This window comes from Desulfosporosinus shakirovi (genome assembly GCF_020595055.1).
In the GTDB taxonomy this organism is placed as follows: Bacteria; Bacillota; Desulfitobacteriia; order Desulfitobacteriales; family Desulfitobacteriaceae; genus Desulfosporosinus; species Desulfosporosinus shakirovi.
In genome coordinates this window covers 54,168-70,295 of the sequence record NZ_JAJDOO010000027.1, presented here as the reverse complement: position 1 = coordinate 70,295, position 16,128 = coordinate 54,168, and the positions used below count along the sequence as shown (strand labels likewise).

General features: G+C 45.5%; 13 protein-coding genes and 1 other annotated feature. Of the genes, 10 read left to right on the top strand and 3 right to left on the bottom strand.

Translation table 11 applies throughout. The features are described 5' to 3' along the window. On the top strand, nt 1–352 hold a 352-nt coding region (locus LJE72_RS19155; protein ID WP_229249596.1), incomplete at its 5' end, for a hypothetical protein. A 456-nt stretch (nt 353–808) separates the two neighbouring features. Here LJE72_RS19155 and lepB read toward each other — a convergent pair. Continuing rightward, on the bottom strand, nt 809–1,333 hold the full coding sequence (lepB, locus tag LJE72_RS19150; protein ID WP_229249595.1) for a signal peptidase I: 525 nt from the start codon (nt 1,331–1,333) through the stop codon (nt 809–811). Between the two features lie 332 nt (nt 1,334–1,665). Between lepB and LJE72_RS19145 the strand changes: the two genes are divergently transcribed. Further along, a complete protein-coding gene (locus LJE72_RS19145) occupies nt 1,666–2,664 on the top strand; it encodes a sodium:calcium antiporter (protein ID WP_229249594.1) in 999 nt (332 codons plus the stop codon). Here the strand turns inward: LJE72_RS19145 and LJE72_RS19140 are convergent. Together LJE72_RS19140 and LJE72_RS19135 are read right to left on the bottom strand one after the other, a co-directional pair. Continuing rightward, complete coding sequence (locus LJE72_RS19140) at nt 2,633–3,508, bottom strand: DMT family transporter (RefSeq protein ID WP_229249593.1); 876 nt, start codon at nt 3,506–3,508, stop codon at nt 2,633–2,635. The two genes, LJE72_RS19145 and LJE72_RS19140, sit on opposite strands and share 32 nt — an antisense overlap. Nucleotides 3,509–3,652: 144 nt before the next feature. Further along, nucleotides 3,653–4,417, bottom strand: coding sequence for a LysM peptidoglycan-binding domain-containing protein (locus LJE72_RS19135; RefSeq protein WP_229249592.1), 765 nt, complete (start codon nt 4,415–4,417; stop codon nt 3,653–3,655). A 150-nt stretch (nt 4,418–4,567) separates the two neighbouring features. Between LJE72_RS19135 and LJE72_RS19130 the strand changes: the two genes are divergently transcribed. From LJE72_RS19130 to LJE72_RS19095, 8 genes are all read left to right on the top strand, one after another. Further along, nucleotides 4,568–5,260 carry a hypothetical protein gene (locus LJE72_RS19130; RefSeq protein WP_229249591.1) on the top strand — a complete coding sequence of 231 codons (693 nt, stop codon included), beginning with the start codon at nt 4,568–4,570 and terminating at the stop codon, nt 5,258–5,260. 335 nt (nt 5,261–5,595) lie between these two features. After that, nucleotides 5,596–6,126, top strand: coding sequence for a nitroreductase family protein (locus LJE72_RS19125; protein WP_229249590.1), 531 nt, complete (start codon nt 5,596–5,598; stop codon nt 6,124–6,126). Between the two features lie 416 nt (nt 6,127–6,542). After that, complete coding sequence (locus LJE72_RS19120; protein WP_396391489.1) at nt 6,543–7,919, top strand: glutamate synthase-related protein; 1,377 nt, start codon at nt 6,543–6,545, stop codon at nt 7,917–7,919. Nucleotides 7,920–7,992: 73 nt separating this feature from the next. Then, nucleotides 7,993–8,206, top strand: a binding site (T-box leader). Between the two features lie 712 nt (nt 8,207–8,918). Further along, nucleotides 8,919–11,579: a valine--tRNA ligase gene (locus tag LJE72_RS19115; protein WP_229249589.1), complete on the top strand. Its 2,661-nt coding sequence runs from the start codon at nt 8,919–8,921 to the stop codon at nt 11,577–11,579. Nucleotides 11,580–11,781: 202 nt separating this feature from the next. Then, entirely contained in the window at nt 11,782–13,107 is a 1,326-nt protein-coding gene (locus LJE72_RS19110) for a bifunctional folylpolyglutamate synthase/dihydrofolate synthase (RefSeq protein WP_229249588.1), read from the top strand. A gap of 303 nt (nt 13,108–13,410) precedes the next feature. Further along, nucleotides 13,411–14,037, top strand: coding sequence for a DUF47 domain-containing protein (locus tag LJE72_RS19105; RefSeq protein ID WP_229249587.1), 627 nt, complete (start codon nt 13,411–13,413; stop codon nt 14,035–14,037). Then, nucleotides 14,030–15,037, top strand: coding sequence for an inorganic phosphate transporter (locus LJE72_RS19100; protein WP_229249586.1), 1,008 nt, complete (start codon nt 14,030–14,032; stop codon nt 15,035–15,037). Before LJE72_RS19105 ends, LJE72_RS19100 begins: the two co-directional genes overlap by 8 nt. Nucleotides 15,038–15,305: 268 nt before the next feature. Further along, nucleotides 15,306–16,004, top strand: coding sequence for an SPOR domain-containing protein (locus LJE72_RS19095; protein ID WP_229249585.1), 699 nt, complete (start codon nt 15,306–15,308; stop codon nt 16,002–16,004). Nucleotides 16,005–16,128: the final 124 nt, after the last annotated feature.

The following is a 16,128-nucleotide window of genomic DNA, read 5'->3' as shown; positions in this document are numbered from 1 at the left end:
AGAGTTGTTGTCCCTGAAGCAGATGCACCTAAAATATGAATTCTTTTTATCATTGATATTTCCCCATGAAGGATTCCCCTCTATTCTATTCAAATTGTGGATTGGAGGAAAAAAGTTGAATAGACTAAATGGTAACAAATATCTTGAAGAGGTAAAGAGCATAATTGGTTCATTAATAACTCATATTTTAGAAATTCCTGTAACAGTAAAGGAAATAGATTGGGCAAATATATTAAGTGTTAGAAATATTAGTAAGCAACGAATGATTTATCCTACAAGAATATTTAATGTCGATGGAGATGTATTAACAAAGATTTCTGCCACAATAAAATCACAAATTGCGTTAAGATAATTGTTGTCTTTAATTAGATTTTATGGTAGTGTTAAGTCTTCTTGCATGAAGCTTTCGGGGCTTGACGTTTTCGATCTTTTATGAAAGGCCCCCTATTTTATAGGTGGTCTTTTGCTTATGTAAATATGTTTCTTCGCAAGGGGGCTTTCTACCATGTTACAGGAATACTAAGATCATTCGTCATTGATGGAATTCTTACCTTTATTTTACTTATATATTTATTTATAGTGTGCGATAACAGACATTAATCAACTTCCAGTTGGTACAAATGTGGTATTGCAGGACATCCTCATTTATATAAACGCCACCACAACCACATCCTAATGCGGATTTTGGACAGATGCCCTTATCATCTTTAACGGAACTTTCCCCTGACTGCTGCTTATGATAAGAGGAATGTGGGTAATCTGCTTTTTGCCAGGTTCAATGCCAATTCGTTTGACGCATTTACCAAATTTAGCTGTCTAACTTTCCAAATGTATTAAAAGGCCAATAACGAATCCAAACCTTCCCCGTTATGTTTTGCTTGGGCAAAAAACCCCACATGTGGCTGTCATTACTGCCTCGGCGATTATCTCCCAGGACATAATATGAATCCGCCGGAACTGTAGCAGGCTCGTATTGGTAATCCGGCTTTTCAAGAAGGTAACTCTCCTCAAGCGCTGTTCCATTGACCATAACATTCCCATCCTTAACCTGAATTTCCTCTCCGGGCAGTCCGATGACTCTCTTTACGAGATCGTCTTTTTCGCCGGATTTTTCAGTGGGATGGAATACGACTATGTCCCCTCGCTCTATTTCACTGAACTTGAACAGCAGTTTATCGACGATTAATCTATCTTGCAATTGGATGGTGGGTAACATGGAGCCTGAAGGCACAATCCTGTTATCTAAAAGGAACGTTCTGACAATGAATGACAGAATAAGAGCAGCGGCCAATATCTGAACCCATTCGAATAGATTTTTCCACCGAGCTTTCAAACCATAATCCCCCTTTACCCTTTGGAATTGGAGTTCTCAGGTCAACGGAAGTGCGTGACCGAAATCTTAATTTAGCATTCCATTCATGAGACCAACTTTATACTTATTTAAGCATATAAGGACGTGAAAAGCCAGGAGCTCTGATATTCTCCCTTTCAAAGGGGAGTATTTTTATGTCCCAAAGAAGGAGCTTGGCCTTTCTGCTTTTGAAGAGGGTTGTTTTATCATAAAAAAATCTCACTCCAGTATAGTTATAGAGTGAGAACTATCAGCAATTAGCCTGTATGGTGGGAGACCCTCGGGAGATAAGCTTAAAGAAGGGAGGGGGACATTTGAGAGATATAGGGCTGCTCATTATAAGTTTAGGAATCATTTTGATCGGAGCGGAAGCCTTTACCAATGGGATTGAGTGGCTGGGAAGACGACTCAAACTTGGAGCGGGTGCCGTTGGGAGTATTTTCGCCGCCGTTGGCACAGCCTTACCCGAGACCATGGTTCCTATTATGGCCATTTTAGGCGGAGGTGTAGGACCGGAAGGCGCGGAGATAGGCATAGGAGCTATTCTGGGTGCTCCATTTATGTTAGCAACGGTAGCCTTTTTTATTACGGGAGTTGCAGCCTTGTTTTTTCGCCGGCGGAATCTTCCTTTGCGGCTGGATGCTAAAGTCGTAAAACACGATCTGAAGTTTTTCCTCATTGTTTATTCTTTGGCTATATTAGCCTCCTTTTTACCCACCCAAACCCTTAAAAATGGAGCGGCCTTGGCTTTGGTTACAGCCTATGTGATCTATGTATACCAGACAATACGTGATTGTAAGAATGATTGCAAACATGAAGAATTAGCACCCCTTTATATGGACAGGAGCTCCGGCAACCCGAGCATGACCATGATACTCTTACAAATCACCTTGGCTTTGATCGCAATCGTCTTTGGGGCAGATCGCTTTGTCAACGCAGTGCAACCCATTGCTGTAGCCGTCGGAATTCCGGTATTTGTGCTTGCCTTAATTATTACGCCCATTGCCACAGAGTTACCGGAAAAGTTTAATAGTGTTCTTTGGATTCGAAAGGGCAAAGACACCCTAGCCATGGGAAATCTAACGGGAGCCATGGTGTTCCAAAGTTCCGTAATCCCTGCCGTCGGAATTGCCCTTACGCCATGGAAACTGGATGCCTTGGCATTGTGGAGTGCACTGCTTGCCTTAGGGGCTGCGATTATACCCTACATTTCCCTGAGTCGAAAAGGGGCGATTTATCCCACCACCCTCCTGATTGGAGGAGCTTTTTACCTGCTGTTTATTATAACGGTGATTCGCTTTGCGATCCACTAAACTCTGCGATCAGCATACCCGTTAAGACTAATCCCGCACCGAAAAATCCCTTAGGGGTTAATAGCTCGTCGGTAAGAAAATAGGCAGAGGCGGCGGCAAAAACAGGTTCCATAGAAAAAATCAGTGCGGTATGGGTGGAGGTAGTGAATTGCTGCATTTTGGTTTGAACAAAGAAAGCCAGGGAAGTTGCAGGAATTGCGGTAACCAGCAAGGCTAACCAAGCTGTCGAGCTAAAGTGAATTGCGGGCTGTGGGAAAAGAAGGGTAGCAAGCCCACTTAGAACGCTCACAGTAAGAATTTGAAAACTGGCCAAAACTGTAGCGTTTGTTTGAGGCGCATAACGTCCAACAAAGAAAATATGTAAGGCGAAGCTTAAGGCGCAGACAAGAATCATCAGGTCGCCCCGATTAAGTTGAAAGCTGTTGCCTAAGGAAAGGAAAGCTAGACCTGTCAAAGCACATAGGATTCCGAGGATCAGGTTTCGGCTGGGAAGCTTCCGGGTCGTAAAAGTGACTAAGGCCGGAACAAAGACGACAGAGAGTCCGGTAATAAAACCTGCATTTGAGGAGGTCGTATATTGCAAACCGACTGTTTGCCAAGCATAGCCGGAGAAAAGGAAGACTCCCGCAGTTGCCCCACAGAGTAAGGTGGCTTTATTAATATGACTTCTCTGGAACCAGAGGAATGGTAATAAACTCACAAATGCAAGGGCAAAGCGAACCGCCAGAAAGGGGAATGGCGGGAGATCCTCGATGGCCCATTTGACAATGACGAAGGTTGAACCCCAAACAAAAGTAACCAAAAGCAAGGAAAGATCAGCCCCGTGGCTTTTGCTTAGCTTCAATCCGATGACTTCCTTTCTAATATAAAAAGGTCGTTGCGTAAGATACGCAACGACCTTTTCTGATCAAGGGCAGAAATTAGGGTTGTGGCACTGGATTACGATATTCCTAGTATAACGGATCTAATGCCAACTGAAAAGGGGTAATTAACCTCTTCCTCCGTCATGAGGTCCCGGTAAATCAATGATCGGTACAGGCTCAGGCTCCTCAATCGGGGTATAGATTGGGGGGGGAGAACATGGCGGAGGCGGGGGCGGAGAAAATTCACTGCAGTATTGTTGCTTCGCTTGACAGAATAAGTGGTAGTGGCGTTCTTCATCAGCCGCTATTTCAGTTAGGATGCATTGAATTTCCGGAATCGGTATTTTTTCTGCAAGTTCAAGATATTCGCGATGGTCTCGGGCCTCATCTTCAATGTTAGAGTCAAGGAGCATACAAAGGTCAGTGGTATAATTGACAAAACGAGATCGCCAATCGACCCAATGACCATTGCTTAATGAGCCGTATTTGGGGTCGACACCCAGATGACGCAAGGCGAGGGCTAATTTTTCGAGGTGCTGCATTTCATCATAGGCAATAGGCCTTAACAAGGCATCAAATTCCGGACGGTCTAAAAGCACTGCCTGATAAAGGTAAGTTGTAATCGCCGTTAATTCCGAATCCTTCCCTGCATAGGCCTCATACAGCCACCTGGCATATGTATAGGTAGGTTCGGGAATTTGTATAGGTGCGGGCCCTGACGGCGGTTCACAGGTCCCTTGGAACGGGAGAAGCAAAACTTGGCCGGCATAAATTCGATCAGGATGCTTTAAATTATTAAGATGGATGATTTCAGCCATTTCAAGGCTGTAGGCTTTAGCTATTTTATAGATGGTATCCCCGGCATTAACAATATAGCGTGCGTAATCCATTAGGAAATCCTCCCTTTTGTATGTCATAGCATACTATATTCGAGAAGAAAGAGACATGATAATGGATAATAATGGGTTGGAAGTGGAATGAATCGGACGAGTTCGACGTAGTTATGTATAAAACTATCTTGAAAAAGGAGGAGTGCGGGAGTGGGTTCATACGTCTTACGAGGAATCACCACGGCCTTACTTGTCACGGTACTTACTCTTTTCGCCGGTATTGTATGGAGTTCCATGGGTCTCGGAGGGTTAAGTATTTCTAAATTGTTGGATATCGGGCTTTTAGCAAGTTGTCTGGTAGGTGGGTACCGCACGGCTAAAGAAAGTAACGTGTGGTTTATGGGCGGAGTTGCCGGGGCAGGCTATGTCACAGTGGGAACACTCTTGTTGGCACTGTTTTTACCAATCCGTGGATTAGGTTTTATCCAAATCCTTGCAGAAGGGGCGCTTATCGGCCTAGTGGCAGGAGCTTTTGGAGCAGGAAAAGAGGCAACGGTTTCAAGACATTTTACTCCATCCTATGCGGGATTTAGCAGGGAAGACCGAGGCAGCAGCAATTTTGAATGGGATAACCAAGAAGACATTACCCCAAGGGCAAACCCTTCTAAGCTGAATTGGATCGACAGCTATGAAGACGAGTTCGCGGAGAACTCAGAAACAAGGTGTGAACCTGTCGTAGAATGGCCTTGGGACAGGGAACTTGAGACTGAGAATGAGAGTGAAAATGTCACCAAGAATGTCACTAAGAATGAGATTGCGACAAGAGCGTCTAATCAAGTGCGAAATGATTTGGCAGTGTGGAATAGAGGCGAGGAAAAAACAAAGCCTTGGTGGGAGTTATAAGCAAAGCAAAAGAAATTAGAAAATTAATGTAGTTTTACGCAGGAATTTGGTGTAATTGGTTAGAATAAAATAAATACAAACAAGATTTAAAACTACTGTTCTGCTGAGAGTCTGTTATCAATTCAAAGAGACTCCCTATGGTACCGGAGACTTACGTCACCGAAGTCTCGATGTTCAGATTTAGCTGAACGAGTTCACTAATCACCGGAGGGATAAAACTGTAGCCAAGACTATACTTTTATAAAGTTTTGGCAAGGGCTTTCGTATCGGAAGCCCTTCGATTTTCTGCGCTTAGCTGAGGAGTTCCCGGAAGAATTTAACAAGGAGGATTTAAAATGAATTTTTTAGAATTGGCTCAGACCCGTCGAAGTTTGCGTACTTATTTGGACAAGCCGGTTGAGAAGGATAAATTGGAGTATGCTTTGGAATGTGCGCGGTTAGCGCCGTCTTGGAAGAATATGCAGTGCTGGCGCTTTATTGTGATTGATGACGCCGCAGGGCGGCAATCTATGGCTGAAAGCATGGAGGAAAATAACCCGGGCCGTAAAGCTTTGATGTCAGCTCCGATAGTCATTGTGCTCTGTGCAGTGATCAGGGAATCGGAAGTGTGGGAAGGCAGGGACAATCTGATGCTTGATGCCGGGCTTGCAATGGAGCATTTAATTCTGGCAGCGACAGAACAAGGACTGGGGACGTGCTGGCAGGGCCTCTTTAATGAAGGAAAAGTACGTGCTTCCTTAAATGTTCCGGAGGGTGTTCGAGTTGTGGCCATGACTCCTTTGGGGTATGCAGCGGAGGAACGGCGTCCGCGCCCTCGAAGGACTATGTCTGAAATGGTTTTCCATGGAAAATGGGGGCAAGGGTGATATCGGGGGACGACCGTGAATCCGACAATTAATGTAAAACTGAAATGGTTTTTAATAAGAAGGGGCGGTTCGTGACTTGCTTACAAGTTAAGAACCGCCCCACATTGCTTTTTCGTTTGCGGAATTCTTATTCTTACTGTTGAACTTCAGCTTGGCCTCTGCGGCAACTTGAGTCGCAACTATATCCTCAAGTACGCTGTCAGGAATAACAGCTGTACCGCCTAATGCAGTTACTACGCTGGCAGCAGACAGTTTACATCCCAGAGGTGTAAAATTTAACTTGATCGGCGAATATTATTGACGGAGCAGTACAGACTAAGCTTGTTAAAGCTTAGTCTGTTGGTTGCTTGAATTAATAGGTGGAGGATTGACTTTTGTTGTTACAGACGGCCCTGCTCATTGTTGCACTTTCAGTTGTGGGAACACTTATTGCTATAGGGATTCTTTTGATTTTTTTTTATTTCGTTGGTAAACGTTGGTTTCGAACCATCGCCCAACGGCTTTTTGGGTTGGTCATAGAAAGGTTGCTGCGAGATAAGTACTCGGAAAATTTGATGGAGCTTTGGAGTTCAGTACGTCGTACCTCCGTACAAAATATCCTGGAAATCAGTTTGCGAGCGGAAGAGGGGAAGCTCATTCAGCGCCCCTTTGGATCCCCAAAACCACTGCCTCATTACGATACCCTGATGTTTGTGGCGGCCCAAATGGCACGTTTGCCTAAAGAAGGAAGAATTCCTGTGGATATGAAGGTAACCTTGGGAGCCAAAGCCGAAAAACCCCTTCAGATCGATATCCCGCTCATGATTACCGGTATGAGTTTCGGGTTAGGTCTCAGCGAAGAAGCTAAACGAGCCTTAGCAAGGGCGGCGAAACAAATGGGTACTGCCACAAATTCAGGAGAAGGACCTTTTTTACAAGAGGAACGTGACGAAGCAGGAAAGTTTATTTGGCAAATAAGCCGAAGTGAATGGGGTCATAGCTCACAAGGGGTAGCCTCTGCTGATATGTTGGAAGTACAGATGGGTCAGGGGGCCAGGATGGGGTACTTTAGTAAGGAACCCAGCACTGTAAAAGGAAAGGCCCAAAAATTAATGGGGATTTCACCGGTAGAATCGGTTATTACCTCGGCGGTAATCCCCGGAATTCAGAGCCCTTGGGACTGGCCAAACTATGTTTCGAATTTGCGCACAGAAGCGGCGGGAAAACCCATTGCCATTAAGATTATGGCGACGGGAGGGTTAGAAAGAGACTTGGCCGTCTGTTTAGAAGCAGATTTTGACGTCATTGTGATTGATGGCGCCCAAGGTGCAGCCTCCGGAGCATCGCCGTTGATTTGCGATGATATGGGAATTCCAAGTTTATTGGCCTTAGTTCGGGCGGAACGCTTTTTGCGGGAGCAGGGTGCTCGAAAAGAGGTGAGTTTAGTGGTTTCAGGAGGATATGTAACCCCTGGGGAATGCCTTAAAGCCATTGCCTTAGGTGCGGATGCAATCTATTTAGGAACCGTTCCTATCTTTGGATTAGTTCACAACCAAATTCAGAAGATTCTTCCCTGGGAGCCGTTAACTCAGTTGATCTGGTACAATTCTCCCTATAAGCAACGTTTGGATATCCCTTTGGCTAGTAAAAGTGTGGCTAATGTCCTCAAATCGATGGCCCTGGAAATGGAAGAGGGGGTTAGAAGTCTCGGAAAGACAAGTTTGTCAGAGCTCGGTCCCAATGATCTCGTGGCCTTGGATGAATGGACGTCGAAAGTAACGGGAGTAAAGCGTGCTTATGATTGGCAACATTAATAGGATTGAGTGCAGACATTTTGACAAGATTTATTGTGCCGAGTATAATGTATTCAACTGTAAGTTAATCGAGATAAACCCAGAGAATGTGAGGAATAGTGACAATTACCGTTCAGAGAGAAGGGCCATAGCTGGAAGGCCTTTTCGGGAAGCGCTAAGGTCGCACAGGAGGGGCGGAGGGGAATGAAGTACTCTCTGACGGAAAAACCCGTTAGCAATGCCAAGAGCTGAGGAAACGTTTGTTTCTCAGAATAAAGGTGGTACCACGGAAGCTTTTCGTCCTTTGCTAGGAGGAGAGGCTTTTTTATGTGGGGCTTGTGTGACACTGCGCTCGGTGCTTACGACGCAGAGCAAACTAACCGTTTAAGCGACTGGCTTTGGGGAGGGGTCCCCGCCAGATGAGCCGTCCCTGGCTCACTGGCGGCAGTGTACATCCCTGTACACTGCCCCGCATCTGGGGTCGGTCGCTTAAACGGAAGTTTGCTAATCTGCTTACGTAAAGACGTCGCGCTCGTGTCACACTGCGCCCTGGTCTTGGGACGGGTGGAACGATGCTTGGGAGAAGGCACATTTCATGTGCGCCTTCCTGCATTGTTCTGAATTGGGCCGTGTTTGTGGGGTTGATAAACGGAGTTTGCTTTCGTAAAGACGTAGCTCTCGTGTGACACTCCGCCCTTTAAGACCGTCCCACGTGTCCACGTCTACCGAAGCCCCAGAGGGTCGCGATAACACGGCGCGAAACCTTTGCGTGAGTCGTAGCCAAACTCGGCTTTAATCCGCTTGCATAAAGCAGGGCGGGAAACAGGACGTTTCCCGCCGGCCATGCGGCACGGACGCCGCTTTGGCCGGGAACCCTGCCCACTTGCATAAAGGATTAAAGCCCTAGTTTGGCACGACGAGCGCATGGTTGAGCAAGTGTTATCGCGACCCTCGACCCAAGAATCGTCCCTCATCTCCCCTTTGGTAGTTGAGATAGAAACGAAAGGAGTTCGTAAACATATGGCAGAAAATAAAAAAACATCTAAAGTTGAAATGGCAACGGCTTATGATTCTAGTGCTGTTGAAGGCAAATGGTATCAGTATTGGGAGGAGAATGGCTTCTTCCATGAAGAGGTGAATAAGGATAAGCCTGCCTTCAGTATTGTTATGCCTCCGCCGAATGTTACGGGTGCTCTGCACCTGGGTCATGCCATGGACAGTACGATTCAGGATATTTTGACACGTTTTAAGCGGATGCAAGGGTTTAATACTCTCTGGGTTCCGGGGACGGATCACGCTGGAATTGCAACTCAAGCGAAGGTTGAAGAGCAGTTAGCGAAGGAAGGTACAAGTCGTAAGGAACTGGGAAGAGAGAAATTCTTAGAACGGGTCTGGGATTGGAAAAAGCAGTATGGTGGACGAATTACGCAGCAGTTGCGCCGCTTAGGTGCTTCTTGTGATTGGGAACGTGAGCGCTTTACCATGGATGAAGGATGTTCACGCTCGGTGCGCGAGGCTTTTGTTGATCTCTATAGTAAAGGGCTGATTTATCGTGGGAATTACATAGTCAATTGGTGTCCCAAATGTCATACTACGATTTCAGATATTGAAGTGGAACATACTGATCGGGAGGGCAACCTGTATCATCTGCGTTACCCTGTAAAAGGCAGCCGGGAGTCCCTGGTGGTGGCAACTACCCGACCGGAAACCATGCTGGGGGACACAGCGGTGGCTGTTCATCCACAGGATGAGCGGTATCAACATTTAATCGGCAAATCCTTGATCCTGCCCCTGATGAATCGGGAAATTCCGATTATCGCTGATGAGTACGTTGATCGTGAATTTGGGACGGGTGCAGTGAAGATAACGCCTGCCCATGATCCTAATGACTTTGAAATCGGACTCCGTCATAAGTTGCCTCAGATTATCGTTTTGGATAAAGAAGCGAAGATGAATGAAAATGCAGGACGGTACCAAGGAATGGACCGTTTTGAGGCACGTAAAGCGGTTGTCGAAGATCTGAAAAACGCCGGAGCATTGGTTAAGATTGATGCCCATGCCCATGCAGTAGGGGAATGCTATCGTTGTTCTACCATCATCGAACCTTTGGTAAGTAAACAATGGTTTGTGAAAATGGGGCCCCTGGCTGAGCCTGCCATTGATGTGGTGCGTGATGGGCGATTGGAATTTGTTCCGGACCGCTTTGATAAAATTTACCTGGGTTGGATGGAAAACATCAGGGATTGGTGTATTTCCCGACAGTTATGGTGGGGACATCGCATTCCTGTTTGGTATTGCGACAAGTGCGGTGCTGAAATCTGCTCCAAGGAAGATCCATCAAGCTGTCCGACCTGTGGAGCAGATCATCTAAAGCAAGATCCTGACGTCTTAGATACCTGGTTCTCCTCCGGTCTGTGGCCTTTTTCCACCTTGGGCTGGCCGGAGAAAACGCCGGAACTGGAACAGTTTTATCCCACCTCTGTGTTAGTAACGGGAAGGGATATCATTTTCTTCTGGGTTGCCCGTATGATTTTTATGGCTATGGAATTTAAGAAAGAAGTTCCCTTCCCCAAGGTCATGATTCATGGACTGGTACTGGATGCTCAAGGTCGTAAAATGAGTAAATCCTTAGGCAATGGAGTAGACCCTATTGAAGTAATTGATCAGTACGGAGCAGACACCTTGCGCTTTATGCTGATTACAGGTAATACACCGGGTAATGACCTGCGTTTTCACCCTGAACGGCTGGAAGCCACCAGAAATTTCTCTAACAAGATTTGGAATGCTTCCCGTTATGTACTCCTGAATCTAGAAGACTATGAAGAGGGACCTCGGGGAGAACTCGCCCCGGCAGATCGCTGGATTTTAACCCGCTATGCATCCACTGTGGAGAATGTCACCGGGGCTCTGGAAAAGTTTGATCTTGGCGAAGCCGGACGCTTACTCTACGAGTTTATCTGGAATGAGTTCTGTGATTGGTATATTGAGCTCACAAAGCCCCGTCTCTACAATAAAGAGGATGTGTTGGCCCGGCACACTGCCCAATCCGTGTTGCTTGAAGTTCTCGAAGGAACTCTGAGACTATTGCATCCCTTTATGCCCTTTTTAACGGAAGAGATTTGGCAGAACTTCCCCGTCCAAGGAAATAGCATCATGATGCAGCCTTGGCCTGAAGTACCTGCCTACAGAGATGCCGTGGCCGAAGGGAATATGACCCTGCTTATGGAAGCTATCAAAGGGATTCGCAATATTCGGGCGGAAATGAAGGTGTCACCCGGGCAGAAAGTGGAGATCATCATCCTTGTCCCGGATCAGAACCAACGCGCTGTCCTGGAAAAGGGGAAGGCAGATATCTTGAAATTAGCCGGAGGGGCCAGTGTAGAGTTGTTTGAGACTCTGACAGAGAAACCCTCTCAATCTGCAAGTGCCGTTTTGGGAGGGGTAGAAATATATCTCCCCTTAAAGGGACTGATGGATCTGGATAAGGAAGTTGCCCGTATTGAAAAGGAGATTTCTTTAGCCTTACAGGACCAACAAGTATTGGAGATTAAACTAAATAATCCGGGCTTTACCAGCAAAGCACCGGCGGCAGTCGTAGCTAAAGAACGGGAGCGACTGGAAGGACTCTCGGCTCGCAGAGTCGCGTTAGAAGAGCGCTTAAACGAGTTGAAGCAAGGCTAGAGTGATTTTAGTGTCCGCAGAAATCGAAGGAAGCTACGACGTAATGGCAACTCAGTTGAACTTGAATTAATTCGAGACTACCACTTCTATAAGTGGGTATTCCGATTTCCACTTCGGTGGGGGTAGAATCCCCTACCGAAGCCCCGATGTTCAGCTTTAGCTGAACGAGTTCACTTATCGATGCGCAGGAGGGGTTAATGCTATGTCTGATAACAATCTTAATCAGGAATATCAAGGGAGCTTACAATACCTCACGACACTGACAACGTTCGGTATCAATTTTGGACTGGGGCGGATTAAAGAACTGCTTAAGCGAATGGGAAATCCGGAAAAGGCCTTGCGAGTAGTGCATATAGGCGGAACAAACGGCAAAGGTTCGACGACAGTAATGATCGCCAGAATTTTGCGGGAAGCAGGGTATCAGGTTGGGGTCTTTACCTCCCCTCATATGAATGATTACCGAGAGCGTATGGTAATCAATGGCCTGATGATTTCCAAGGAAGAGGTTATTCAAATGATCAGCCGTGTGCGTCCTCATCTGGAAGACATGGTTGCTGAAGGGTTCGAGCATCCCACCGAGTTTGAAGTGAGTACTGCCTTGGCCTTGCTCTATTTTGCTGAGAAAAATGTCGACTATGCCTTGATCGAGGTGGGCTTAGGGGGAGCCATCGATTCAACCAATGTGGTTATCCCTCTTATTTCCGTCATTACGAATGTAAGTATGGATCACATGGATTATTTAGGCTCAGATGTCGTTTCGATTGCTAAAGTAAAAGCCGGGATTATTAAACCCAATTCTGTTGTCGTTACAGCTTCCGAAGATCCGGAGGTGATTAAAGTTTTGCGTGACCAGGCCAAGGCGATGGAGGTACCTCTTTGGTTGGTCGGGGAAGATGTTCGTTGGGAAAGCAAGTGGAGCGGAGAGTTGGAACAGGAATTCGACCTGGTGGGATTGCATGCCAAATACTCTAAGTTGCGTCTGCGCCTCATGGGTTTCCATCAACTTAGCAATGCTGCAACAGCGGTAACAGTCTGTGAAGTGTTGCAAAGCGACTATGGAGTAAATATTCCCAGAGAGGCCATCTATGCCGGGTTACGTGAAGTTGAATGGATCGGCCGCTTAGAATTGCTTTCCTTAAAGCCTAAAATCCTCCTTGATGGGGCGCATAATGTTGATGGAGCACAAGCTTTGGCGCAAGCAATTCCGCTTTATACACGGGATCGACTTATCCTTTGCTTGGGAATGTTAGCGGACAAGGAACGAGAAAAGGTCGTCAAAATGCTCGTGCCTCTGGCGGATGAAATCATTGTCACCCGGCCAAATTCTCCTCGCGCAGGGGACTGGAAAGCCCTGGGGAGTTTAGCGGAACAATTTGGCCGATCGGTAACCTGCATCGAAGACCCTAAGGAAGCGGCTGTTTTTGCCCTCACATGTCTGGGGGAAAACGACATGCTTTGCGTTACAGGCTCAATCTACATGTTGGCAGACGCTCGTCAAGCGTTAATCGAAAAAGTTAAATTAGGGTAAACTTACTTCAGATGGAGTTTTAACTCCATCTGAAGGGCTGAATTCAGGCGGGAGTCTTAGAGCCGCTTATGCTTAGCTATTAAGAGGATGAGCGGCCTCGTCATGGGAATATACTCTGGGTTAATCCTTTGTTAAAAACTTAACATAAACTTAACACAAAAGTTTTGGTATTTGATATAATACTCCGTGGGATGAGCTTACTGTCGAAAGATATACACAGTTTTGTTGAAAAACAATGAAATTTCGACTTTTAAACTGCGCAGATTTCCGGTTGCTTTGAGAATTTGAGGCTGGGGGTATTTTATGTTTAAGTTGTCTCCTAAAGAGGATAAATTTTTTGCGCTTTTTTCGGAAAGTACTGAAATTATCACTAAATCACTTAAAAGACTTTATGGTATTATGCAACAAGATTGTGTTTCTGTCGAAGATGCTGCTCAAATGCACCGGTTCGAGAACGAAGCGGACAACGTCACTACTCAAATCTTAGAACGTTTGAATTGTACCTTTATAACCCCGCTGGATCGGGAAGATATCTATAAGTTGGCGCAAGTCCTTGATGATATCGTCGATTTTGCTGAAGGAACAGTGGAAAGGATGCTTCTCTATCGCACGGGTAAACCTTCACTGGGTGCCATGGAGCTTGTGCACTTAGTAGAATTGGCAGCAGAGCAAATTCAGTCAGCCTTCTCTTTCTTAGGAAACCTGCATTCTAAGAAATCCAATATTTTAGCTGCCGCCGAAGAGATCTATCACTTAGAAAGTGCGGGGGACAAACTCTATCGCGAAGAAGTAGCCCGTCTCTTCGAATATGAAAAAGACCCTATCGAGATCATCAAATGGAAGGAAATTCTGGAGCATATTGAATCAACCCTGGATCACTGTGAGTCAATTGCCGATCTTCTCAAAAGTGTGGTCTTGAAATATGACTAGTCTTGGTATGATGTTGGTCATCGTAGTATTTTTAGCCTTAGCTTTTGACTACATCAATGGATTTCACGATACAGCCAATGCTATTGCTACGAGTGTTTCGACAAGGGCTCTTTCTCCAAAGCGTGCGGTAATGCTCGCAGCCACCTTAAATCTTATCGGAGCTCTCTATAGCACCGGAGTTGCCCAAACCATCGTCAAAGATATTGTGTCTCCGAAGTATGTGACACAAGAAGTGGTTATTGCAGCTTTGTTAAGTGCCATTGCCTGGAACCTGCTTACCTGGTATTTTGGGATTCCAAGCAGCTCGTCACACGCTTTGATTGGCGGAATGGCCGGAGCAGCTGTTGCCAAGGTAGGGTTTAGTGTTTTGCACTGGCAAGGCTTAGGCAAGATCTTAGCGGCTCTAATTATTTCTCCCTTGATTGGGATAGGTTTGGGTTTTATTATCATGAAGTCACTGGCTTATTTTTTTGGCAATTTTTCACCGTCTAAACTAAATCACGGCTTTAAAAAGATGCAGATTGTCTCTGCAGGCTTGCTGGCTTTTAACCATGGGTCCAATGACGCTCAGAAATCCATGGGGATTATCACCATGGCTCTTATCGCGGCAGGGTTGCAGTCGCAATCAGTACTTGCCCCCCCACTTTGGGTAAAATTCGCTTGTGCTTTAGCAATGGCCGCCGGAACTGCTGCCGGTGGATGGAAAATTATCCGTACCATGGGCGGAAAGATCTTTAAGCTGGAGCCTATCAATGGATTTGCCGCAGATTTAACTTCCTCAATCGTTATTTGGACAGCTACAGTACTCCCGGGTCTTCACCTCCCGGTTTCTACCACTCATGTTGTTTCCGGTTCTATCATGGGGGTTGGAAGTGCCAAACGAGTTTCTGCAGTCCGCTGGGGCGTGGCGCAACAAATGCTTGTAGCTTGGGTTGTAACAATTCCGACAACCTCACTCCTTGCAGCTCTTTGTTACTACGTACTTTCAAAGATCCTTTAAGAGATTAAGCTTTATAAAGATATTATTTATAGATTACTAACTATATGCCTTTCTGAAAATTAAAAACCTAAGCTAAACCTAAAGGTTTTGGTCGTTGTACCGAGACCTTTGTTTCATTTTCAGAAAGTATATTTTCGTTAAATTTGTCCATTATGGCTGGCGCTTATCGCCAGGCAAGTTTTGTAGAGGACGGGTCTATTTCTGCCATCTGCTACATATCTTCCCGTAGAGAAGTTGTCCTTTATGCAGCAGTGGAAGGGGAATAGAAATGAAGATTGTGGATCGGTTGCGCGTTGGCCTGGTCTTGATTTTAGGAATTATGGCCTTGGCTTTATTGACTTGGGGAATCGGCAAAATTTATTTGGAGCTCATAGGTCAATCAAGTCGTGAACATACGGTAAGCGTAAAGCAGGACCAAACTCTTGACCAAACCGATCAAGAAACAATATTAGTCTTACCTGAGATAAGGTTTTGGACCTGTCAAGCGGGGCTTTTTCAACAAGAACATAATGCCCAGTTGCTCAAAGACCAACTAACGGTAATGGGATTTAAGGCTGAGGTAATAAGCGCTAATCCTTGGATGGTGGGAATTGGTTTGAGACATTCTGCAAATGAACTTAAGGAATTACGGCAACTCTTAGAGGAAAAGGGTTTTTCGACGATTCCCAAACAAATTCAGTTGCCTGAACGGTCCTTTCGTGTGGCTGGAAATGGCGCTCAATTGACGGCAGAACTATTAAAAAATGTTCACTCAATCCTTGAAAAAGGGTTTAATCAACAACTGCTGGCTAAGGAAGAGCAACTATGGATGACTCAAGCCGGTAAACATCCGCCTAAAGACTTAGAAGGTCTTCATCAGTTATATAATCAAATACGAACTGAAAATAAACCAAAAGAGCAAGAAGTTATCGGTTTATCGCTATTTTTTGAGTCTCAGAGGGTTATTAATAAGTTTTCTGGTAAATAATAGGTAAAGGGGTATCCATATATTTAACTTAATGGTAAAAAGACCAAAGAATCAAATTGCGTTTTTCCTTGATAGTGCTATAATTAACATACGCAATTAAGGCAAAATTCCAATGAGAAATGGG

Bases quoted from the DNA above. Each gene is read 5' to 3' on its own strand.
- LJE72_RS19135 (WP_229249592.1), bottom strand. From the start codon at position 4,417: ATGGATTACGCACGCTATATTGTTAATGCCGGGGATACCATCTATAAA.
- LJE72_RS19125 (WP_229249590.1), top strand. From the start codon at position 5,596: ATGAATTTTTTAGAATTGGCTCAGACCCGTCGAAGTTTGCGTACTTAT.
- LJE72_RS19115 (WP_229249589.1), top strand. From the start codon at position 8,919: ATGGCAGAAAATAAAAAAACATCTAAAGTTGAAATGGCAACGGCTTAT.
- LJE72_RS19110 (WP_229249588.1), top strand. From the start codon at position 11,782: ATGTCTGATAACAATCTTAATCAGGAATATCAAGGGAGCTTACAATAC.
- LJE72_RS19105 (WP_229249587.1), top strand. From the start codon at position 13,411: ATGTTTAAGTTGTCTCCTAAAGAGGATAAATTTTTTGCGCTTTTTTCG.
- LJE72_RS19100 (WP_229249586.1), top strand. From the start codon at position 14,030: ATGACTAGTCTTGGTATGATGTTGGTCATCGTAGTATTTTTAGCCTTA.
- LJE72_RS19095 (WP_229249585.1), top strand. From the start codon at position 15,306: ATGAAGATTGTGGATCGGTTGCGCGTTGGCCTGGTCTTGATTTTAGGA.